Source organism: Bacillus sp. Medicinal_06 (assembly GCF_056711665.1).
Genome location: NZ_JBWYHD010000009.1, coordinates 114,817 through 135,943, shown reverse-complemented (window position 1 = coordinate 135,943; position 21,127 = coordinate 114,817). Strand labels below are relative to the sequence as shown.

Sequence of the window (21,127 nt, the reverse complement as noted above, 5' to 3'; positions counted from 1 at the left end):
ATATAATAGCGAAATAACAAAAAAGAGTATTTTTGATACTCTTTTTTGTTATTTATTTTCTTCAGGAAATTGATATTTATTTTTCAATTCTTTTAAATCATTTACCAATTGTTCTCCAATTGTAGGAGCAAGGTCTTCGTATGTGGGAGATAGTACTTTTTCCCATTCTTTCTTTTCTACATCAGTTAGTCTATGAATTTGGATGGATGAATTTTGTTTAATAAGTTCAAGTTGTTTTTCATTCATTTGGATGGATTGATGGTTGTTCCATTCTGTTGTTTCTTTCATTGCTTCAAGTAATATTTGCTGCGTTTTTTCTGTTTGTTGATTCCATATTTGTTGATCCATCATGACAACATAGCCTAAATACCCATGATTACTAATTGTCAAATAGTTTTGAACGTTATAAAATTTTTTAGAGTAGATATTTGATATTGTATTTTCTTCGCCATCAACTTTTCCAGTTTCAATTAATTTATATGTAGAGTTAAATGAATCTTGATGTGCATCAACTTTTAATAAATCAAATTGGGATTGGATTACATCACTTTGCATAATGCGAAAGGATTGTCCTTGTATATCTTTAGGTGTATGAATGGGCCCTTTATTTGAAGTAATTTGCTTAAAGCCATTTGACCAATGAGCAAGACCTTTAATTTTATCTTTCTGTAAGGATTGAAGTAATTGTTCCCCAATTTTTCCGTTTAAGCCTTCTTGAATGGCTTCATAACTTGGAAAAGCAAATGGCAGATCCAGTACGCCCCATCCGTGAGAGAGCATTCCAAGTTTTGAGGTAGAAGGGGCAATGAAATGAACTTGTCCAGCTTTTAAAGCACGGATTTCTTCTATATCAGAATAGAGGCTCCCGTTTGGGAAAATTTCTATTTTTATATTTCCATTTGATTTCTCGTTAACAAGCTCAGCAAATTTACTAGCCGCAAGTCCTTTAGGTGTATTTTCTGCTACAACATGACTAAACTTGAAAACAATTTGTTTGTTTAGTCCTTCTTGGTCATCGTCATAAGCAAGTTTACCTTGGGAAAAAAGACTGTGAAACCCTACAAATAAAGCGCTAGTAATGAAAACAATAAAAAGGAGTATAAAAATAGCGATTTTTTTCATCTTAAACCTCCTCGTAGGTCGTTATTGTAAGCATACAGAGAAGATTTTTATTCGTAAAGATGCTTTTAGGGGAAAGGGGGACGGACAGTGAAACAAATGCCTATCCGCTGGAAAATTACGATTTTATCCTATGCAGTAGTTATTTTTTCGCTATTTATAGGTGGAATTGTTATCATTGCAAATATTCAACAAAAGGAAGAAAAAGAATTAAGAATTAGATCTATGAATACGGCGCGGACAGTAGCAGAGCTGTCAGATGTAAAGAAATCACTTCAGGAAACAACAGGGTGGTTTACATTGAATCCAGCTATTGAAAATATTCGAGTGATTAATGAAACAGAATACATAGTAGTAATGAATATGGAGCGAATTCGATATTCTCATCCTGTAAAAGAAATGATTGGGAGACCATCAAAAGGGACGGACGAAGAACCAGCATTTGCGGAGCATATTTACTTTTCAAAAGCAAAAGGAGAGATAGGTACTGTAATTCGTGCTTTTATGCCTATTAAGGATCAAAATTTAAATCAAATTGGTGTTGTTGTAGTAGGGAACAAAATACCAAACTTTTGGGAAATTATGCTTGGATTAGCAGAAGAGATTACTTTTATTGTTATATTAACTTTAATATTTGGTTTGAGTGGTTCGTTGATGCTTGCCAATCATATTAAAAAACAGATGTTTCAGTTAGAACCTTATGAAATTAAACGAATGTTAGAAGAACGAACAGCAACCTTTCATTCGATTAATGAGGGTGTGATTGCAATTGATAATCAAGAAATTATTACTATTTTTAATGAAAAAGCAAAGCAAGTTTTTCGAGTAGAGGGAAATGTTGTAGGGAAGCCTATTCGTGCAGTTTTAAAGGATACGAGACTTCCAGAAATCGTGGAGAGGAATCGGGCAGTATATAATGAAGAGATAAAAGTAAGTGGAAAGGTAATTTTAAGTAATCGTATACCAATCAAGAAAGATAATGAATTAATTGGTGCTGTGGCAATCTTTCAAGATCGTACTGAAGTTACAAAACTTGCAGAGGAATTAACAGGAGTGAAAACCTTTGTAGAGGCACTGCGTGTACAAAGCCATGAGCATATGAATAAACTTCATACAATAGCAGGTTTAATTCAACTTGGTAAAGCAGATCAGGCATTACAACTTGCTTTCCACACTTCAGAAGAACAGGGTAGTGTAACAAATTTTTTAAATGAAACGATAAAAAATGATGCGATTGCAGGTCTTCTTTTGAGCAAGATAAGCCGCGGAAAGGAATTAGGGATACAAGTTGTAATTGATCAAAATAGTTATTTAGAAGAATTTCCTTATCAATTAGATCAACATGATTTTGTTGTATTACTAGGTAACTTAATTGAAAATGCGTTTGGATCATTTGAACAAACGGATGTAAAGAATAAAAGAATTGATATTAGTATTGAACAGTCTGAAGATGTATGTGCGATATTGATTGAGGATAATGGATGCGGAATAAAAGAAGAGCATTTACCAAAAGTGTATGAGAAAGGGTTTACTGTAAATAAAATTAGCGGGACAGGTTATGGACTTTTCTTAGTAAAGCAAATTATTGAAAAGGGAAGAGGGGAAATTAACATTTCATCTTTTCAAGGTGAAGGAACTTCTTTTATCATTACTTTTCCAATGAAGATGGAGGCGGAATTGTATGAACTATAAAGAGGAGATCAAGGTACTATTAGTGGAAGACGATCCAATGGTTCAAGAAGTAAATAAAGAATTTATTAGAAGCGTAAAGGGATTTCAAGTAGTTGCTGTCGCTAATAATGGTGAGGAGGGAGTCCATCTTGCAAAAAAAATAAATCCAGATCTTGTTATTTTAGATATTTTTATGCCGAAAAAGAATGGTATTAAGGTATTGCAGGAATTTCGAAAACAAGAGTTAGAAACAGATGTAATCGTTGTTTCAGCTGCAAAGGATAGGGAAACAATTAAACTCATGCTTCAAAATGGGGCAATGGATTATATTATTAAGCCTTTTAAGTTATACAGAATTCAGCAAGCTTTAGAAAAGTATCGACAATATAGAATGAGTTTGAAGGAATCCGGGGCAATTTCACAAGAACAACTGGATGTATTATTATATGCTGGACGTTCTAAGAAGAAAGTAAGCAATTTGCCAAAGGGATTAAATGAATTTACATTAAATGAAATTGAGGCGTATGTAAAAAAACAAGATGAATCTCGTTCTGCAGAAGAGGTAGCTAGTGCGATTGGGATAGCTAGAGTTACGGCTCGGCGTTACTTAGATTATTTGGAAAAAGAGGGATTCATTCGTTTGGCAGTACAGTATGGGGGAGTTGGAAGGCCAGTCAATCGTTATGTATATCGTGAAGTAAAAAAGTGAGACCAAAATGACCAAAATATTCGTTATGACCATAAACTTCTCACCTCTTATTGAAAACGCTATCATTATGTAAAAACATAAGGATGAGAAAGCTTTCAAAAATGAGAGGAGAAATGAAGGTGAAACGATTATTTAAAAATTTAACCTTTCAAGTATTAACAGCTATTGTGCTAGGCGTATTGGTCGGGCTTATGTGGCCAAGTGTTGGGAAGGAAATGAAGCCGATAGGTGATACATTTATTAATGCTGTAAAAATGGTAATCGCACCAATTATTTTTTTAACAATTGTACTTGGTATTGCCAAAATGGGAGATATGAAGAAGGTTGGTAAGGTCGGTGGAAAAGCTTTTATTTACTTTGAGGTTGTGACAACATTCGCACTTATTGTTGGATTAATCGTTGTAAATGTTATGAAACCAGGTTCAGGTCTTAACTTTAATGAACTTGCCAAAGGAGATGTATCTAAATATACACAAGGCGGGGGACAGGGTATTAATTGGATTGATTTTGTTACTCACATCGTCCCTTCTAATATGGTTGATGCGTTTGCTAAGGGTGACATTTTACAAGTGTTATTCTTTTCAATTCTATTTGGGGTAGGTTTAGCTGCGCTTGGTGAAAAAGGAAATTCAGTGATTGATTTCTTAGACAAACTTTCACACGTATTCTTTAAAATTATTGGCTATGTAATGAAAGCCGCTCCGCTTGGTGCGTTTGGAGCAATGGCTTATACAATTGGTCATTTTGGGCTGGCTTCACTCGTACCACTTGGAAAATTGATGATGTCAGTATATATTACGATGTTCCTATTCGTGTTTGTTGTTTTAAATATTATTTGTAAGATATACGGATTTAGCTTATGGAATTATTTAAAGTTTATTCGAGATGAAATATTAATTGTATTAGGAACAAGTTCTTCGGAATCCGTACTTCCGAGAATGATGAATAAGATGGAACGATATGGCTGTTCAAAATCTGTTGTTGGCCTTGTCATTCCGACTGGTTATTCTTTTAATCTGGATGGTACATCTATTTATTTATCCATGGCAGTTGTCTTTTTAGCGCAAGTATTTGGTGTTGATTTAACAATCGGACAGCAAATTACAATTATTTTAGTACTTATGTTAACGTCTAAAGGCGCTGCTGGCGTAACAGGAAGTGGGTTTATTGTATTAGCATCTACGTTAGCGGCACTAAAGGTTATTCCTTTAGAAGGATTAGCATTACTTCTTGGTGTTGATCGTTTTATGAGTGAGGGAAGAGCAATCGTAAACTTAATTGGCAATGGAATTGCTACAATCGTTGTTGCAAAGAGTGAAAATGAATTTGATGAAATGAAGCATGAAGAAGCGGTTTCTAATATGAAAATGCTAAAAGAGACAAGGGAAGCTGTATAAATATCGGAATTATTCTAATGCAAGATAAAGTTTCTTATGTAGATATAATGTAGGGGAATTTAAAGGGATATGAATCTATAAATAAAAAGGGGCTATCTACTCTAGAGAGAAGATAGCCCTTTTTTATTTATTCAAAAAAGTCCAATTGGTTCAACTAATAATTAACGGTAAATGAGGCCAACCCTATCAATTTACATTTTATTTTTAAACATTATTAAGTATGAATAATTAGAATTTATATTATCCCATTTTTTCTTTTGATTGGTAAAAATTGACGGTATTTAAATCGTATGATATCATTTTAAATTGTGATTTTAATTAATAATATCGTGATGAAATATAAAAAAAGGAGGGGAAATATGAATATATTAAGTAGTAGAGAAGGAGGCTTTCGCTTAAAAAATTTAAGTTGGCTTCATTTCTATTTCCTTATATTAATTGTATTTTCGTTTTTAATACGCATATATTTAGCTTCAAACTTACCAGGATTTCTTGGGGATCAAGACTTTTTTGTTAACTGGATGGAAACCGTTGGGAAATACGGTCTAGCCGATGTTTATGGATACGGTTATGGTGTAAATTACCCACCATTCTTTTTAGCGATTTTAGGTATATATGGAAAAGTACTAGCTGCTTTTAATTTACAGGCAGTAGCTGGTGATGTTTTAGTTCGTATACCACCTATTTTATTTGATATGGTGGCTATAATTATCTTGGCTATAGCTTCTAAAAAAATAGAAAATCCTTTTATAAGAGCGATATTGGTAACATTTTTGGCATTAAATCCTGCAGTATTACTAGATGGACCTATTTGGGGTCAAATAGACATGTTACATGCTATACTAATGGTTTGTTCAATATTATTACTTGTTTCTAATCCGCTATTATCTGGTGTTATTTTCGCTATAGCATTACTAGCAAAATTTCAATCTATTGTAATTGCTCCTGTTTTTGCTATTTATTTCCTAAAGGTAATGTGGGAAAAAAGAGAATTTAAACCACTGTTTAAGTATATACTTGGATTTTGTATACCACTATTAATATTTGGGGTTTATTTTGTAGTTCATGGTACATTTTATGATATGTTACAGCAAGGGTATTTAAGTGCAGTAGGAACTTTTCCAACCGTAACTTTAAATGCAATGAATATTTGGTATTATATAATTGGAACCACACCTGATGTAAGTGACTCAATTATTATCTTGCCACATTTAAGTTTAAAGAGGGTTGGATTATTGATTCTAGCTGTAGCAGTATTCTTGGCATGGCTGTATGTTTTCTTTAACCGTAAATGCAGTACAGTGGTGTTATTGAAAGCTTCAACATTTATATGTTTTGCATTTTATATGTTACCTACTCAAATGCATGAGAGATATAGTTTCCCAACATTAATTTTTGTGATATTTGTATTATTATATGATATAAAATGGACAGGCATAACCCTTGGATTAACCTTTGCAATCTCTTTAAATTTAATATTTGTTCTTTATTCACGTGAGAATAATATGGCAATGTTCATAGCAACATTAAACTGTTTTGTATTTTATTCTATGGGTAAAGCGTTATTAAAAGATTATAGTGATAACATAGAATCCTTAATAACCAAATACAACAAAGGATAATTTTATAAGATATGTATTAAAATAAATTTGTATGTCATAAATATAGAGGTTATTTTATGATGTGGAAATAGGTGGATATAAAGAATGAAAGAGCTAATTTCAGTTGTAGTTCCTATGTATTTTGAAGAAGAAGTTGCACAAGAGTGTTATAATCGATTGAAATCTGTTATGGTTCAAAACAATATTAACTATGAATTCATTTTTGTAAATGATGGTAGTACAGACCGTACAATGGATATTTTAAAAGAAATTGCCGCCGGGGATGATCGTGCAAAGGTCGTGAACTTCGCACGTAACTTTGGTCATCAAACCGCTGTAACAGCAGGTATTGACTGTGCAAGTGGAGATGCAATTGTTATTATCGATGCAGATTTACAAGATCCGCCAGAGGTAATTCTTGAACTAATTGCAAAATGGCAAGAAGGCTATGAAGTTGTTTATGCAAAAAGAAAACAACGTAAGGGTGAGACGTGGTTTAAGCTTTTAACAGCAAAATATTTCTATCGTTTCTTAAACTATATGTCTGATATTGATATTCCAAAAGATACAGGTGATTTCCGAATCATTGATCGCAAGGTAGCAGATGTGTTTAAGAAAATGACAGAACGAAATCGATTTGTACGAGGCATGATGTCTTGGATTGGATTCCGTCAAACATATGTAGAGTATGAACGCGAGGAGCGTTTTGCTGGTGAAACAAAATACCCATTAAAGAAAATGATTAAATTTGCATCAGATGGGATTTTTGCTTTCTCTACGAAACCACTAAGAATTGTAATGACACTAGGTTTGTTATCAGTTTTTATTTCCATAGCAGTATTGCTATATTCCTTTGTAATTAAGGTAATTGGGGAAGATATCCAAACAGGTTGGGCATCTATCATGGTAGCTATTACATTCTTCAGTGGTATTCAATTACTAGGGCTCGGTATTGTTGGGCAATATATTGCGCGTATTTATGATGAGAGTAAAAATCGTCCAATTTATATAGTGAAAGAAACAGTGAATATTGAGGAAGAAGATATAAGGATGGCTTATGAGAAAAAAGATAACCTTTCCGAGGAGAAAAGAACTGTAAGCATTTCATAAGTTTAGTATTTATATAGGTTGCCGGAGAAGAGGCTGTTCAACATTATTACGTGTTGAATGGCCTCTTATTTCGTTATTAACGTTAATAATTTTAACAGCACCTTCAGTCCCCTTCTTCAAACAACTCATAAGAGTGTTAAAGGGGGCATTCACTGAAGTTTAGCATATTTTCCGAAAAGAAGTCCCTGCTTCAAACAGATTGTAAGGTTGTTAAGTGGTGGGTAGTTCACTGAGTTATTTGTTGGATATTAGGATTGCTTCCTGAAGTGCATAGGATGATAAACTTCCTTCATAGGGAATCATCATAATATTGGTATGATTAATGTAAGTTGGATGGGTTTTGTAAAGGTTTACTTTTTTAAATCCGTGTATAAATTGTTACTTCTGATACAACATACTCGCTATTTAGTTTTTTAACAGATTGCCCGGAATGGCATATTTAAATTATTCATTAACCTTTTTATTTGTTATACGGATACTCCCTCCTTGAAATCCATTGTAAGGACTTAACTAAAGTTGTGTCCATATAACTATATTAACTTCATTTTTATCAAATGGTGAACATGGCTTTTGATTAGGGACATAATTTCAGTATAATGAAGTGCGAGCAATGATAAATATAATATTTAGATTATGGTTAAATAATAAATAAAAGAAAATACATAACAAAATGAGGTTAGTACATGAGTGGAAAAAGTTTTAAAGAGTATGCATTGAGTAAGGAAATTATAAGAGCACTTACTAGTTTAAAGTATGAGAATCCAACAGAAGTGCAAGGAAAAGTAATTCCAGTTGCACTAGAAAAGAAAGACCTTGTTGTGAAGTCGCAAACTGGAAGTGGAAAGACAGCTTCTTTTGGGATTCCACTTTGTGAAATGGTCAAATGGGAAGAAAATAAGCCGCAAGCATTAATACTTACGCCAACGAGGGAGCTTGCTGTGCAAGTGAAAGAGGACATCACGAATATAGGAAGATTTAAACGAATTAAGGCAACAGCTGTTTACGGAAAATCACCGTTTGCACGACAAAAATTAGAATTAAAGCAAAAAACACATATTGTTGTCGGAACTCCTGGACGCGTGTTAGATCATATTGAAAAAGGTACCCTATGCTTAGAGAAATTAAAGTATTTAGTGATTGATGAGGCAGATGAAATGTTAAATATGGGCTTTATTGATCAAGTAGAGGCAATTATTGATGAATTACCTACAAATCGGATGACAATGTTATTTTCTGCGACATTACCAGAGGACGTTGAGAATTTATCAAGCACATATATGAAATCACCCATCAATATTGAGATAAAGGCATCTGGCATTACGACAGATAAAATTGAACATAGGCTTTTAGAGGTAAGAGAAGAAGAGAAGTTTTCGCTTCTGAAAGATATCACAACTGTCGAAAATCCAGATATCTGTATTATTTTCTGCCGTACACAAGAAAATGTAGACCATGTATTTAGACAGTTAAAACGTTTTGGTTACCCTTGTGATAAACTTCATGGCGGTATGATACAAGAAGATCGCTTTGCGGTAATGAATGATTTTAAAAGAGGGAAATTCCGTTATTTAGTAGCGACAGATGTGGCAGCGAGAGGAATTGATATTGAAAATATTACCCATGTCATTAACTATGATATTCCATTAGAAAAGGAAAATTATGTACACCGGACAGGAAGGACGGGGCGTGCTGGTAATAGTGGGAAAGCAATTACATTTGTAACGCCATATGAAGAGAGATTTCTAGCAGAAATTGAAGAATATATTGGTTTTGAAATTCAGAAAATAGAAGCTCCGTCAAAAGAGGGTGTTGCAAAGAAAAAGGCAGCCTTTGAAGAGAAAATAAACACGAAACCAATTATGAAAAAAGAGAAAAGTGCAGGTTTAAATAAAGATATTATGAAGTTGTACTTTAATGGTGGAAAGAAAAAGAAGATTCGTGCAGTAGATTTTGTCGGTACGATTGCTAAAATTCCAGGTGTCACAGCGGATGATATAGGAATTATTACGATACAAGATAATGTTTCTTATGTTGATATATTAAATGGTAAAGGTCCACTTGTTTTAAAAGTAATGAAAAATACAACGATAAAAGGTAAGCGGTTAAAGGTTCATGAGGCAATTAAGTAAAAGAACTACCCACTCTAACAAGTGGGTAGTTCTTTTTTATGGTTAAGATTCTTTCAAGTCATCAACTAATTTCTCTGCCAAACGTCTATACATATTGCTCATTGTTACAAATGAAGTTAGCAGTAAAAATTTTTCTAACTCTTTATCTTTACATGAAGCAACAGTGGTTACTTCAGCTACTCGGTTATCTACATCCCTTTTAAAATTCTCAACATTTGTTTCTGTAAGTTCAAGATAATCCTTATAGAGGGTATCTAGCTCGAAAGTATCCTCGTTTATTAGTCTCTCGTTGAGGTTCGCTAAAGAACTTTTAATATCATTAATTGAGAGAGCTCCTTTCAATTGATAAATTAAACTAATTAAAATCATATGTTCTCTTGAGTATTTCTTATTTTTTATAGGGATAAATAATTTTCCCTTTGCGTAGTTATTAATCATTGTTTTTGTAAGTACTTTTTCATCTTCTGTTCGTGTTGTATCACCGTAGTTATTTTCAAATAATTGAACCACTTGATCTACGTATAAATCTACATTAGGGATATCTTCAAGTGTAATATTTTTTTCTAAGTGTAGTGTTTCGAGTAAGTTCTGTATGTTTTCCATATAAACCCTCACCTTTATAAGAATAATGTACAATTTATCTTTAAATATGGTATTACGAAACAAATAAAATGTAAATGTTGACCTCTAGGTGAATTGTATATATAATTACATGTAGTTATTAAAACTACATGTAATTATATAAGGGGTTGTTAATATGAATGCTTATGTAAGAGAACCGGTTAATGCGTTTACCCATCTAGGAGGCGCTATTTTATCATTTATTGCTTTGCTAGCTATGCTTGTTAAGGTCTCTGTAAAAATGCCATCTGTTTCTACAATTTCAGCTGTTATTCTATTTGGAGTAGGGATGATGGTACTTTATGCAGCTTCGGCCGTGTACCACAGTGTTGTAGCAAGCGAGCGTGTTATTTATTTCTTTAGAAAACTGGATCATTCGATGATTTTCATCTTAATTGCAGGCACATATGCACCTTTTTGTTTAATTACATTAGAATATGCAAATGGTTTATTATTATTTGGGTTAGTGTATGTAACTGCTTTGTGTGGTATTATTTTTAAAATGTTTTGGTTTAACTGTCCAAGGTGGTTATCAACAGCAATTTATCTTATGATGGGATGGTTAATTGTTTTATTTTTCCCACCATTATCGGAAAATCTAAGTATAGAGGGTATTTTATTTTTAGTACTTGGTGGTGTTTTTTACACGATTGGTGGATTTATTTATGGAGCTAAACCAAAATGGTTAGAATTTAAATATATGGGGCATCATGAAATTTTTCATATTTTTGTGTTATTAGGTAGTCTGGCTCACTTTGTATGTGTATATTGTTATGTAATTTAAGAAAAAATGAATATATTCTATCTATATAAGGACTACATATCGTGAGATATGTGGTCTTTTTAATAGAAATAGGTTTTGACTTTGTTTACATAATTTTCCTCATTTATTTTTTGGAGTAATACTGTTATGATGATGTTATCGTTTTCAAGGTAAGTGTTATAGTAGGAGAATCTATTTGTTTCATCGAAAGAGATACATTTTATTGAAAGCGTTTTAAATATTGTTGGATTATATTTATATTTTGTATTATTTCAACTTTAGAAGTAGGAAGTCTGACTTATTTTTCACGAAATATAGAGGCACAAGTTATTGATATATTACTTTGATTTTATGTATTCCGTTCAAAATAAGAAGAAGAATACTACTAATATAATTTTATGATATGAGGAGGATAGTTTGTGGAAAGGAGGGACTTTTCACATCAAAATATATGGGTTATGTTGGATTATTACTTTCAGGTGCAGCACTATTTTTAAATAGCCTTGTTATATTAGGGAAGGCAGAAGAAAAAAGTGCGGGTGTTTTTAACTTATTTGTAGGGGTGCTACAAATTGTAATTCCGTTTTATCTCATTATGATTTCCGATCAAAGTAACTGGACGGTGTATTCATATGCAGCTACGTTTCTATTTGGCTTGACGTATTTATATGTGGGTATCACCTTTATTACAGGAATGAGTGGTAATGGGCTAGGATGGTTTTGTTTATGGGTGGCCATTGTTGCATTATTTTATATGGTTGTGTCATTTGTTCAATTTCAAGACATTGTTAACGCACTGACTTGGTTTATGTGGGCGCTTCTTTGGTACTTATTCTTTGTACTAAATGTACAAAAAAAGAATATAAATCAATATCTTGGCAGAATAGCATTTGTACAATCATGGGTAACGCTTACGCTTCCTTCTCTTCTTTATTTCATGGGGGTATGGGGAACTCCGGTGGCATATCAGATATGGACTTATGTCTCAGTACTTTCTGTTTTATATTTTTGCTACTGCATTTTTAAATATCGAGTATGATAATTGTTTTGATTTGAGAAGCAGGGAATCCATAAGGAGACTCCCTGCTTTTTACATACATTAACGAGTATAATAAAGATAACACGTAGTAATTCAGTCATCATAAGAAATTAAAATAATTAGGGAATGGTGAATATGAAAAAGGTATTAGTACTAGGCGGAACTAGATTTTTTGGAAAACGATTAGTTGAAAGCCTTTTGGAAGCCGGAAATGATGTGACAATTGCAACGCGAGGAATTACGAAAGATTCGTTTGGCAGTGCTGTTAAAAGGATTGTTGTAGATCGAGAAGATGAAGGGGCACTTCAGGAAGCGTTAGTAGGGGAAAGTTATGAAGTTGTATATGATAACCTATGCTATAGTCCTAATGCAGCGAAAATTATAGGAAATGTACTGCATAATAAAGTAAAGAAGTATATCGTTATATCCTCAATGGCTGTATATGAACCAGCGCTATCTTTAAAAGAAGAGGATTTCAATCCATATCAGTATCCGATTGTTTATGGAGATAGGAAAGATTTTTCTTACAGTGAAGGAAAAAGATTAGCAGAGGCCGTTTTATTTAAATATGCAACATTTCCTGTAATTGTAGTACGTTTTCCGGTTGTTATTGGTGAAAATGATTATACAAAGAGACTGCAATTTTATGTTGAAAATATTGTAATGGAAAAGTCTTTTGTAGTAGAGGATATAGAAGGAGAAATGTCTTTTATCCATGAAAAAGAGGCAGGAGAGTTTCTAGCTTGGCTAAGTACGATAGATGTAAGTGGCACAATTAACGCATGTAGTAATGGCGTTATTTCCATGAGAGAAGTTATCCGTTTTGTAGAAGAGAATACAGGAAGGAAAGCTTGTATCGGAGCGAAGGGAGAGAACATGGCTCCGTATAATGGAATGACAAATTGTACGATAGATAATACGAGAGCGAAAGAGCTAGGATTTCAGTTTAAAGAATTAAAGGTAGATATACATAATATATTGAAAAACTATATTGAAGTAATTTGATGTTTGTTCATAAATCCCCCGGTGGCAATCCGGGGGATTTTGGAGGATTTCGACGATACTACTTTTATATTACCAAATTTACCTTCTACGCATAATTAATGTTTTTGTGATTGAATTGCCTGTAAATACTTTTCATTGATGAAGTACCAAAGTATCACTATCAATATATGGTTCTAGCTCATCATAGTTATATGAAAGTTTAGGCACATAAAATGAAGACATATGGTTCACCTCCTTTTTTAAAAAAAGTTGCATAAGGTGAAAATAATTTATCTAACACAAAATTACACCTATTTTTTCCATAAGTCAACAATAAAACGTATAATTATATTAATCTTCTGAAAATATGAACTGTAATGGAAAAGGTATATAAAGCCACTTTGATCTTTTGATATATAAGTCGTTGCTATGAAGAAAAAGGTGAACTGCACTCGTTTTTTCTTTCTGTTTTCACTTGGCGTGGAGTAGGAAGATGTTCTGATCACCTCTATGCATGACCGAATGCTCTCTTCTGCCTAAAAAGAAAGGGTTTATGCTGTTTTTTAGTTGCTTTTATATAGACCATCTTCTAAAGGTTTGTTACTACACTCCTTTTTGCTTATACTGTAAAGTAGTAGCGTCTTGTTGGAGTAGAAGGAGATTATTTATGAATAAAATGAAAGAATTAATAGATGAAGCAAGGAAGTTTATTACAACTTGTTATGAAGAACTAGGCAAAGATCAGCAAATAGAAGAACGTCTCACCCAAATTGTATCGGAAATAGAAATGACAGGAACGTATGAACACACTTTTGATGAACTTGTTCATGGTGCACGGATGGCATGGAGAAATAGTAATCGATGTATTGGAAGATTATTTTGGAATAAAATGCATATATTAGATGCTCGTGAAGTGAATGATGAGGAAGGTGTATATAACGCACTGATTCATCATATTCGATATGCAACGAATAATGGGAAAATTAAGCCGACAATTACAATCTTTAAGCAGTATAATGGCGAAAAAAATAGTATTCGAATTTATAACCATCAGTTGATTCGTTATGCGGGATATGAAACAGAAATGGGAATGGTTGGTGATTCTCATTCAGTTCCATTTACAGCGTTTTGCCAGGAGCTTGGTTGGAAGGGAGAAAGTACAAATTTTGATGTATTGCCACTTGTATTTTCTATTGACGGACGAGAACCTGTATATAGAGAAATTCCTAAATACGAGATAAAAGAGGTTGAGATTGAGCATCCAGAATATCAATTTGCATCTTTAGGCGTAAAATGGTATGGAGTACCAATGATTTCAGATATGCGCCTAGAAATTGGGGGCATTTCTTATACAGCTGCTCCTTTCAATGGCTGGTATATGGGAACAGAAATAGGGGCTCGTAACTTGGCAGATCATGATCGTTATAATTTACTGCCAGTTGTTGCGGAAATAATGAATGTGGATACGTCTAGAAATAGTACATTATGGAAAGATAAAGCATTAGTTGAATTAAATGTAGCTGTTTTATATTCTTTCAAAAAGAATGGAGTAAGTATTGTGGATCATCATACAGCAGCACAACAATTTCAGCAATTTGAAAAGCAGGAAGCTGCTTGTGGCCGTGTTGTAACAGGGAATTGGGTCTGGCTGACTCCACCATTGTCACCGGCGACGACTCATATTTATCATAAGCCTTATCCAAACGATATTCTTACTCCAAATTTCTTTCACAAATAATAAAAAAGCATTGAAATGAGAGATTTCAATGCTTTTTTATTTGATTGAACTTGTATATAAACAATAGGCAAGGACCCCGAATATCATAATAAATTATAGGGTGATTTGTTTAGGGTGGATGAAAAATTATGAGTTCAAGAAGTTTAGAAATTACAGGAGCATGGTTTCAAGCTGGTGGAAATATTATATCGGCCATTGGAGATACAAGGGCATTTATTGGTGAGGAAAACGTAGAGGATGCATTAACGATTGTTGGGGAATCAGTGCAAGCCATTGGAGGTATCTTGCAAGGGCTTGGACAAACGGAAGAGGCAGATGGGGAAACTGAGAATAAAGAAGGTGCCAAGCAACCAAATGGCTCATTGAAGAAAAAAGAAAATGAAGATGAAGTCATCGAACAATCCGATGATTTCATAGAGCAAACAGGGGGCGAGATGCGGCCGAGTGAGAAATCTGGTTGTTCATTGGGAAGAACAAGTGCTTTCGTACAAGCATTAGGGAATACTTCTGATGTAATTGGAACGGCCCTTAATTTAGAGAATGAAGAGAAGGAAAATGATTATTTAATTATAGCTGGGAATGGTTTGCAGTCTTTCGGTGCTTTTTTGGCAGTCGTTGATGAACTTAGGGATACTCAGAATATTCAATGGTTAGGGGTTATCGGTAATTCATTACAAACAGTAGGAGCGGGATTACAAGCATTTCAAGCTTTATATAATGTATTGAAAGAAGAAGAGATGGAAAAAAAGAATGAAAATGATAAGGAAGATGGTAATAATCAGAAGAATGAAGAGGAAAAGAAAGAGAACAAAGTTGATGAACAATTAATCGGGCTAATTGGAAGCTGGGTACAGGCAACTGGAGCGGTAATTGGAGCAATTGGAGAAACGATAGAACATGAGGATTGAGGAATGGATGTTTTCATAATAAAGAAAACATCCTATTTTTATATAATTTTAATTTCATTGATTTATTCATCCTTGACTCTTACTCCATTATTTTCCGATAATAAAATTAACTAAACAAATAAAGGATGAATCACAGATGCTAGATTTAGTACTTATGATGATAGAACGCGTTGGATTAATTGTTATATTAGGTTTTTTACTTTCGCATATTAAAACATTTCGACGACTTCTTCATAAACAAGATGGGTATAAAGATAGACTCATGCTTATTTGCATTTTTTCATCATTTACAATTGTAAGCAATTACACAGGGATTGAAATTGCAGGTAATACAATTATGAATGAAAATTGGCTGCAAGGTGTTTCTTCATCGAGTACGATTGCCAATACGCGTATTATGGGAGTTGGAATTAGTGGTTTATTAGGTGGACCCATTGTTGGGATTGGCGTTGGATTTATTGCCGGTATTCATCGTTATATGCTTGGAGGGACGACAGCACTTAGTTGTGCGATTTCATCTATTTTAGCAGGGATTATTACTGGTTATATTGGACGTATTTTTCGAAAGCATAATCGCACCATTACACCAAGGTTTTCTGCCATTTTAAGTGTTCTTATTGTATCTTTAGAAATGGTGATGATTCTATGTATTGTAGAAGGTGGGATTAATGTTGTCAAAACGATTGCAATCCCAATGATTCTTGTGAATAGTTTCGGTAGTTTTATTTTACTTTCTATGATACAAGCCATTTTGCGCCAAGAAGAAAATGCAAAGGCTTTACAAACTCATAAAGTATTGCGAATTGCTGATAAGACATTACCTTACTTTCGCCAAGGCTTAACAGAAGAATCCTGTAAACATGTAGCACAAATTATCCATCGTTTTACAGGGACAGACGCAGTCTCTTTAACAGATACAGAAAAGATATTAGCACATGTTGGATTAGCATCAGATCATCATATCCCATCTCATAGTCTAATTACAGGATTATCAAAAGAAGTATTAAAAACAGGGAAAATAATGAAAGCGAAATCACGAGAGGTTATTAATTGCCAATATGAAGGATGTCCACTGCAAGCAGCGGTAGTAATTCCTCTAACATCACATGGAAATACAATTGGGACATTAAAGCTTTATTTTAAAAATCCAAATCGATTAAGTCGTGTAGAAGAAGAATTAGCAGAAGGGTTAGCGAAGATTTTTTCGACACAGCTTGAATTAGGGGAAGCAGAACTACAAAGTAAACTGCTCCAAGACGCAGAAATAAAGGCATTACAAGCACAAATTAATCCACATTTTCTATTTAATGCAATTAATACGGTGTCGGCTTTATGTCGCACAGATGTAGAAAAGGCAAGAAAGCTTTTATTACAACTTAGCGTTTATTTTCGTTGTAATTTACAGGGAGCACGTCAGTTGCTTATTCCATTAGAGCAAGAATTGAATCATGTACATGCATACTTATCATTAGAGCAAGCGAGATTCCCAAATAAATATGAGGTGAAAACATATATTGAGGAAGGATTAGAGACGATTTTACTTCCGCCATTTGTATTGCAATTGTTAGTAGAAAATGCACTTCGCCATGCTTTTCCAAAGAAACAACCGATTTGCCAGGTAGAAGTTTATGCACACGCTAAGGGAGATACGATTCACTTTAAAGTAAAGGATAATGGCCAGGGAATTGAAGAAGAGCGTCTAGAACAATTAGGGAAAGCAGTTGTACCATCAAAAAAAGGGACTGGCACAGCTTTATATAATATTAATCAACGTTTAATAGGACTGTTTGGGAAAGATACAACTCTTCATATTAAGAGTGAAATAGAAATAGGGACAGAGATTTCATTTGCAATACCAATTCAAAACATAGAGGAGGAAGAAAGTGGTGTTAAAGGTATTAGTAGTTGATGATGAAATGTTAGCGCGGGATGAATTGAAATATTTATTACAGCGTACAAAAGAAGTTGATGTAATTGATGAAGCTGATTGCGTAGAAGATGCATTAGAAAAATTAATGGGAAACAAGCCAGACCTTGTCTTTTTAGATATTCAGCTTTCAGATGATAATGGGTTTGAGATTGCGAATATATTAAAGAAAATGAAGAACCCGCCGGCTATTGTTTTTGCAACAGCGTACGACCAATATGCGCTTCAAGCATTTGAAGTGGATGCATTAGATTATATTTTAAAGCCTTTTGATGAAGAACGAATTGTACAGACATTGAAAAAGTATAAGAAGCGTCAGCAAAGTGAAACAGAGAAAAAACAGGATATGAAAGTTCCAGATGTTACGACAGAGATGCATAAACTTGCACTGCCAATAGAAGAATCCATTGTGCTTGTGGGTATTGAAGATATTGTTTATGTAGGGCTTGTGGACGGGAAGGTAACTGTAAAGACGATTCGGGAAACATATGTAACGCATGATACGCTTGTTATTTTAGAAAAAAAGTTGCCACAAACAAATTTTATGCGTGTTCATCGTAGTTTTATTGCGAACGTTAACCACATTTCAGAAATCCAGCCATGGTTTAACTCTACTTATAATTTAATTATGAAAGATGGTTCCAAAGTACCAGTAAGTCGTACATATGCCAAGGAACTCAAAAAGCTGCTTCGTATTTAAGAAGCAGCTTTTGCATTTCATCCTGTTATTTTTGTAACTGATTCCGTATATTTGACGTTCCAATATGTAAACGCTTACTTAAGCGTTTACATCATATACAATAAAGGTACCAAATCGAAAGAGGTGGCCAAAATGAGTACAAAAAAAGTATACAGTTTCTTATCACAAGCATTTGTTTTCTCAGTTATTATGTTTGTTTCTCATATTATTGCAACGCACTTACCAATTCCAATGCCGTCATCAGTAATCGGATTAGTCATTTTGTTTAGCCTATTATGCTTAAAGGTCATTAAATTGGAGCAGGTTGAATCACTTGGAACAGCGTTAACAGGTATTATCGGATTTCTTTTCGTACCATCTGGTATTTCCGTTATTAACTCTCTTGGTGTAATGGGACAATATTTTGTACAAATCATAACTGTAATCGTTGTGGCAACGATTATTTTACTAGCAGTAACTGGTTTATTTGCACAATTGATTCTAGGTAAAGAAGAAAAAGAAACAACAGATACAAAACAATTAGATGTTGCACATAAAGGACGCAAACATGGGAAAGTTGCGTAATTATCAGATCATACAAGGTTAGGAGGTAATGAACATGGCAAGCACAATGACTCCATATTTCGGAATTGTCGTTTCATTAATTGCATACGGGATCGGAACACTCTTATTTAAACATTCAAAAGGATTCTTCTTATTCACACCACTATTTGTAGCAATGGTACTTGGGATTGTCTTTTTAAAGGTTGGTAACTTTACATTTGAAGAATATAATACTGGCGGTAAAATGATTAGTTTCTTCTTAGAGCCAGCAACAATTGCCTTTGCAATTCCGTTATATAAACAAGTTGATAAATTAAAAAAATATTGGTGGCAAATTTTATCTGCTATCGTTGTTGGATCTGTTTGTTCAGTGGTTGTTGTGTTCATTGTCGCAAAAGCAATTGGCTTAGACACATCTGTAATGAATTCTATGTTACCACAAGCAGCAACAACAGCAATTGCATTACCATTATCTGAAAGCATTGGCGGTATTCCAGCTATTACATCTTTTGCAGTTATCTTTAACGCAGTTATTGTATACGCACTTGGCGCTTTATTCTTAAAAACATTTAGAGTGAAAAATCCAATTGCTAAAGGATTAGCACTTGGCACTGCAGGACATGCACTTGGCGTTGCAGTTGGGATTGAAATGGGTGAAGTAGAAGCAGCAATGGCAAGTATTGCAGTAACAGTTGTTGGGGTTGTAACAGTCGTTGTTATTCCGATGTTTATGCCATTTATCGGTTAACAGAATATGTTTGGTAAAAAATATAAAAGCAAGCTATTCGTAGGACAGATTTCTACTGATAGCTTGCTTTTTATGTTACAGTATTGGTAAGACCTATTTTAATACGAGAAGAAAAGAGAGTTTCCTTAAATCTTCATTAATACTTTATAGAATGCGTTCTGAAAAGGACAATTGTATTGTAAAATAGAAAGGTAACATCATGTATCCCGAGCTTAAATCTAGCGAAAGTAAAGAGATGGGTAGAGGATATTCATAAACGCCAAATTTGTGGGGGAGATAAAGAAAACCCCCTTTGTAAAGTTTTACTTTATAGGACAGGAGAGATCACTCGTCAATTATGCAAATGAAAAACCTGTTTCAAAGCAAAGGATTTCAGAGGTTACTTGTATTAGTCTTGCTAGCCTTAATGTTATATGGGCTAAAAAGCATGTTCAATTTAATTTTAATTACGTTTATACTTACGTATTTAATGGATCGATTCCAGAAGTTCATTTCTCGAAAATTGAATCATTTCATGCCGATTAATCGAAAAATTATTATAGCATTCTTATATGTAATGTTAGTTGGTGGAATTTCCATTACATTATTTAAATATCTACCAGTATTGACGGTGCAAATCTCACAATTGATTTACCAGTTCAATGTATTTCTTAAAAATCCACCAGATAATGAGATTATAAAGGCTTCAATTAATGCAATTAATCATATGGAGCTTTCCAAATATGTAGGGCAAGGTGTAGATATTCTTTATAAATCTATTGCCAATGTCGGAAAGTTTGGCTTGCAATTTTTACTTTCCCTCATTCTAAGTTTGTTCTTTTTACTAGAAAAAGCTCGTATTGTTGCTTTTACTGCAAAGTTTAAGGAGAGTAGACTTGCTATTTTTTATACTGAAATTGAATATTTCGGGAAGAAATTTGCTCGTTCGTTTGGAAAGGTAATTGAAGCTCAGTTTCTAATTGCGATTGTTAATTGTATTCTATCAGTAATTGCACTATGGATTTTAGGGTTTCCCCAGTTACTTGGTTTAGCGTTAATGATTTTCTTACTTGGTTTAATTCCAGTAGCTGGTGTAATCATTTCGCTCGTTCCACTTTGTATGATTGCTTATAATATTGGTAGCATTACGTATGTAGTTTATATTTTAATAATTGTTACTGTTATTCACGCACTTGAAAGTTATGTTCTAAATCCAAAATTCATGTCGCAAAAAACGAATTTACCGATTTTTTATACATTCATGGTATTAATTTTCTCGGAACACTTTTTAGGTGTATGGGGACTGATTATTGGTATTCCAGTCTTTATGTTCCTTTTAGACGTGCTAGATGTGACGAGTGATGAGAAAGAAAAGGACTTTGCTGAAAAATAAAGTAAAAGAAAAAGCATCGGTGTCGATGCTTTTTCTTTCATATTGTCT

Annotated in this window: 18 protein-coding genes and 1 pseudogene; 16 read left to right on the top strand and 3 right to left on the bottom strand. The window is 33.6% G+C overall.

Features of this window, described 5'->3' with window-relative positions; all coding sequences use genetic code 11:
* Positions 1-48: 48 nt before the first annotated feature.
* Complete coding sequence (locus AC1M36_RS20990; protein WP_431613137.1) at positions 49-1,122, bottom strand: DctP family TRAP transporter solute-binding subunit; 1,074 nt, start codon at positions 1,120-1,122, stop codon at positions 49-51.
* Positions 1,123-1,218: 96 nt separating this feature from the next.
* Here AC1M36_RS20990 and AC1M36_RS20985 point away from each other — a divergent pair, with 96 nt between their 5' ends.
* The 6 genes from AC1M36_RS20985 to AC1M36_RS20960 all read left to right on the top strand — a co-directional run bounded on the left by AC1M36_RS20985 (position 1,219) and on the right by AC1M36_RS20960 (position 9,736).
* Positions 1,219-2,811 carry a sensor histidine kinase gene (locus AC1M36_RS20985; RefSeq protein WP_336451703.1) on the top strand — a complete coding sequence of 531 codons (1,593 nt, stop codon included), beginning with the start codon at positions 1,219-1,221 and terminating at the stop codon, positions 2,809-2,811.
* Complete coding sequence (locus tag AC1M36_RS20980) at positions 2,801-3,499, top strand: response regulator (protein ID WP_431613138.1); 699 nt, start codon at positions 2,801-2,803, stop codon at positions 3,497-3,499. Before AC1M36_RS20985 ends, AC1M36_RS20980 begins: the two co-directional genes overlap by 11 nt.
* A gap of 113 nt (positions 3,500-3,612) precedes the next feature.
* Positions 3,613-4,896 carry a C4-dicarboxylate transporter DctP gene (dctP, locus tag AC1M36_RS20975; protein WP_431613139.1) on the top strand — a complete coding sequence of 428 codons (1,284 nt, stop codon included), beginning with the start codon at positions 3,613-3,615 and terminating at the stop codon, positions 4,894-4,896.
* A 359-nt stretch (positions 4,897-5,255) separates the two neighbouring features.
* On the top strand, positions 5,256-6,518 hold the full coding sequence (locus AC1M36_RS20970; protein WP_479846148.1) for a hypothetical protein: 1,263 nt from the start codon (positions 5,256-5,258) through the stop codon (positions 6,516-6,518).
* 84 nt (positions 6,519-6,602) lie between these two features.
* Positions 6,603-7,607 carry a glycosyltransferase family 2 protein gene (locus tag AC1M36_RS20965; protein ID WP_336451444.1) on the top strand — a complete coding sequence of 335 codons (1,005 nt, stop codon included), beginning with the start codon at positions 6,603-6,605 and terminating at the stop codon, positions 7,605-7,607.
* 683 nt (positions 7,608-8,290) lie between these two features.
* A complete protein-coding gene (locus AC1M36_RS20960) occupies positions 8,291-9,736 on the top strand; it encodes a DEAD/DEAH box helicase (RefSeq protein WP_479846147.1) in 1,446 nt (481 codons plus the stop codon).
* Between the two features lie 42 nt (positions 9,737-9,778).
* Here the strand turns inward: AC1M36_RS20960 and AC1M36_RS20955 are convergent, their stop codons facing one another.
* Complete coding sequence (locus AC1M36_RS20955) at positions 9,779-10,339, bottom strand: DUF1836 domain-containing protein (RefSeq protein ID WP_431613142.1); 561 nt, start codon at positions 10,337-10,339, stop codon at positions 9,779-9,781.
* A 154-nt stretch (positions 10,340-10,493) separates the two neighbouring features.
* On the opposite strand from AC1M36_RS20955, the gene trhA reads away from it, so the two are divergent.
* The 3 genes from trhA (at position 10,494) to AC1M36_RS20940 (ending at position 13,164) form a co-directional block, all read left to right on the top strand.
* Positions 10,494-11,141 carry a PAQR family membrane homeostasis protein TrhA gene (gene trhA / locus AC1M36_RS20950; RefSeq protein WP_336451447.1) on the top strand — a complete coding sequence of 216 codons (648 nt, stop codon included), beginning with the start codon at positions 10,494-10,496 and terminating at the stop codon, positions 11,139-11,141.
* 430 nt (positions 11,142-11,571) lie between these two features.
* Positions 11,572-12,159 (top strand): AmiS/UreI family transporter, encoded by a 588-nt coding sequence (locus tag AC1M36_RS20945; protein ID WP_336451704.1) that lies wholly within the window; start codon positions 11,572-11,574, stop codon positions 12,157-12,159.
* 135 nt (positions 12,160-12,294) lie between these two features.
* The gene (locus AC1M36_RS20940) at positions 12,295-13,164 is read left to right on the top strand and encodes an NAD-dependent epimerase/dehydratase family protein (RefSeq protein WP_336451448.1); all 870 of its coding nucleotides are present in this window, start codon (positions 12,295-12,297) and stop codon (positions 13,162-13,164) included.
* Between the two features lie 138 nt (positions 13,165-13,302).
* Here AC1M36_RS20940 and AC1M36_RS20935 read toward each other — a convergent pair.
* Positions 13,303-13,386 (bottom strand): annotated as a pseudogene (locus tag AC1M36_RS20935) (superoxide dismutase); the annotation flags it as partial.
* A 424-nt stretch (positions 13,387-13,810) separates the two neighbouring features.
* On the opposite strand from AC1M36_RS20935, the gene AC1M36_RS20930 reads away from it, so the two are divergent.
* From AC1M36_RS20930 to AC1M36_RS20900, 7 genes are all read left to right on the top strand, one after another.
* Positions 13,811-14,881, top strand: coding sequence for a nitric oxide synthase oxygenase (locus AC1M36_RS20930; RefSeq protein ID WP_336451449.1), 1,071 nt, complete (start codon positions 13,811-13,813; stop codon positions 14,879-14,881).
* Positions 14,882-15,009: 128 nt separating this feature from the next.
* Positions 15,010-15,789 (top strand): DUF6944 family repetitive protein, encoded by a 780-nt coding sequence (locus tag AC1M36_RS20925; RefSeq protein ID WP_479846146.1) that lies wholly within the window; start codon positions 15,010-15,012, stop codon positions 15,787-15,789.
* A 136-nt stretch (positions 15,790-15,925) separates the two neighbouring features.
* Complete coding sequence (locus tag AC1M36_RS20920; RefSeq protein ID WP_479846145.1) at positions 15,926-17,698, top strand: LytS/YhcK type 5TM receptor domain-containing protein; 1,773 nt, start codon at positions 15,926-15,928, stop codon at positions 17,696-17,698.
* Positions 17,676-18,416 (top strand): LytR/AlgR family response regulator transcription factor, encoded by a 741-nt coding sequence (locus AC1M36_RS20915; protein ID WP_336451452.1) that lies wholly within the window; start codon positions 17,676-17,678, stop codon positions 18,414-18,416. The genes AC1M36_RS20920 and AC1M36_RS20915 overlap by 23 nt, the downstream gene beginning before the upstream one ends.
* Before the next feature lie 132 nt (positions 18,417-18,548).
* Positions 18,549-18,980, top strand: coding sequence for an antiholin-like murein hydrolase modulator LrgA (gene lrgA, locus AC1M36_RS20910; protein ID WP_336451453.1), 432 nt, complete (start codon positions 18,549-18,551; stop codon positions 18,978-18,980).
* A 34-nt stretch (positions 18,981-19,014) separates the two neighbouring features.
* Positions 19,015-19,707, top strand: a complete 693-nt coding sequence (gene lrgB, locus AC1M36_RS20905; RefSeq protein ID WP_336451454.1) for an antiholin-like protein LrgB — start codon at positions 19,015-19,017, stop codon at positions 19,705-19,707.
* Between the two features lie 337 nt (positions 19,708-20,044).
* A complete protein-coding gene (locus AC1M36_RS20900) occupies positions 20,045-21,079 on the top strand; it encodes an AI-2E family transporter (RefSeq protein WP_336451455.1) in 1,035 nt (344 codons plus the stop codon).
* Positions 21,080-21,127: the final 48 nt, after the last annotated feature.

Coding starts and splice junctions, on each gene's coding strand:
- AC1M36_RS20920 (WP_479846145.1), top strand. CDS start 15,926: ATGCTAGATTTAGTACTTATGATGATAGAACGCGTTGGATTAATTGTT.
- AC1M36_RS20940 (WP_336451448.1), top strand. CDS start 12,295: ATGAAAAAGGTATTAGTACTAGGCGGAACTAGATTTTTTGGAAAACGA.
- AC1M36_RS20960 (WP_479846147.1), top strand. CDS start 8,291: ATGAGTGGAAAAAGTTTTAAAGAGTATGCATTGAGTAAGGAAATTATA.
- AC1M36_RS20970 (WP_479846148.1), top strand. CDS start 5,256: ATGAATATATTAAGTAGTAGAGAAGGAGGCTTTCGCTTAAAAAATTTA.
- AC1M36_RS20990 (WP_431613137.1), bottom strand. CDS start 1,122: ATGAAAAAAATCGCTATTTTTATACTCCTTTTTATTGTTTTCATTACT.
- trhA (WP_336451447.1), top strand. CDS start 10,494: ATGAATGCTTATGTAAGAGAACCGGTTAATGCGTTTACCCATCTAGGA.
- AC1M36_RS20980 (WP_431613138.1), top strand. CDS start 2,801: ATGAACTATAAAGAGGAGATCAAGGTACTATTAGTGGAAGACGATCCA.
- AC1M36_RS20900 (WP_336451455.1), top strand. CDS start 20,045: ATGCAAATGAAAAACCTGTTTCAAAGCAAAGGATTTCAGAGGTTACTT.
- AC1M36_RS20955 (WP_431613142.1), bottom strand. CDS start 10,339: ATGGAAAACATACAGAACTTACTCGAAACACTACACTTAGAAAAAAAT.
- dctP (WP_431613139.1), top strand. CDS start 3,613: ATGAAGGTGAAACGATTATTTAAAAATTTAACCTTTCAAGTATTAACA.
- AC1M36_RS20965 (WP_336451444.1), top strand. CDS start 6,603: ATGAAAGAGCTAATTTCAGTTGTAGTTCCTATGTATTTTGAAGAAGAA.
- AC1M36_RS20925 (WP_479846146.1), top strand. CDS start 15,010: ATGAGTTCAAGAAGTTTAGAAATTACAGGAGCATGGTTTCAAGCTGGT.
- lrgA (WP_336451453.1), top strand. CDS start 18,549: ATGAGTACAAAAAAAGTATACAGTTTCTTATCACAAGCATTTGTTTTC.
- lrgB (WP_336451454.1), top strand. CDS start 19,015: ATGGCAAGCACAATGACTCCATATTTCGGAATTGTCGTTTCATTAATT.
- AC1M36_RS20985 (WP_336451703.1), top strand. CDS start 1,219: ATGCCTATCCGCTGGAAAATTACGATTTTATCCTATGCAGTAGTTATT.
- AC1M36_RS20945 (WP_336451704.1), top strand. CDS start 11,572: ATGGGTTATGTTGGATTATTACTTTCAGGTGCAGCACTATTTTTAAAT.
- AC1M36_RS20930 (WP_336451449.1), top strand. CDS start 13,811: ATGAATAAAATGAAAGAATTAATAGATGAAGCAAGGAAGTTTATTACA.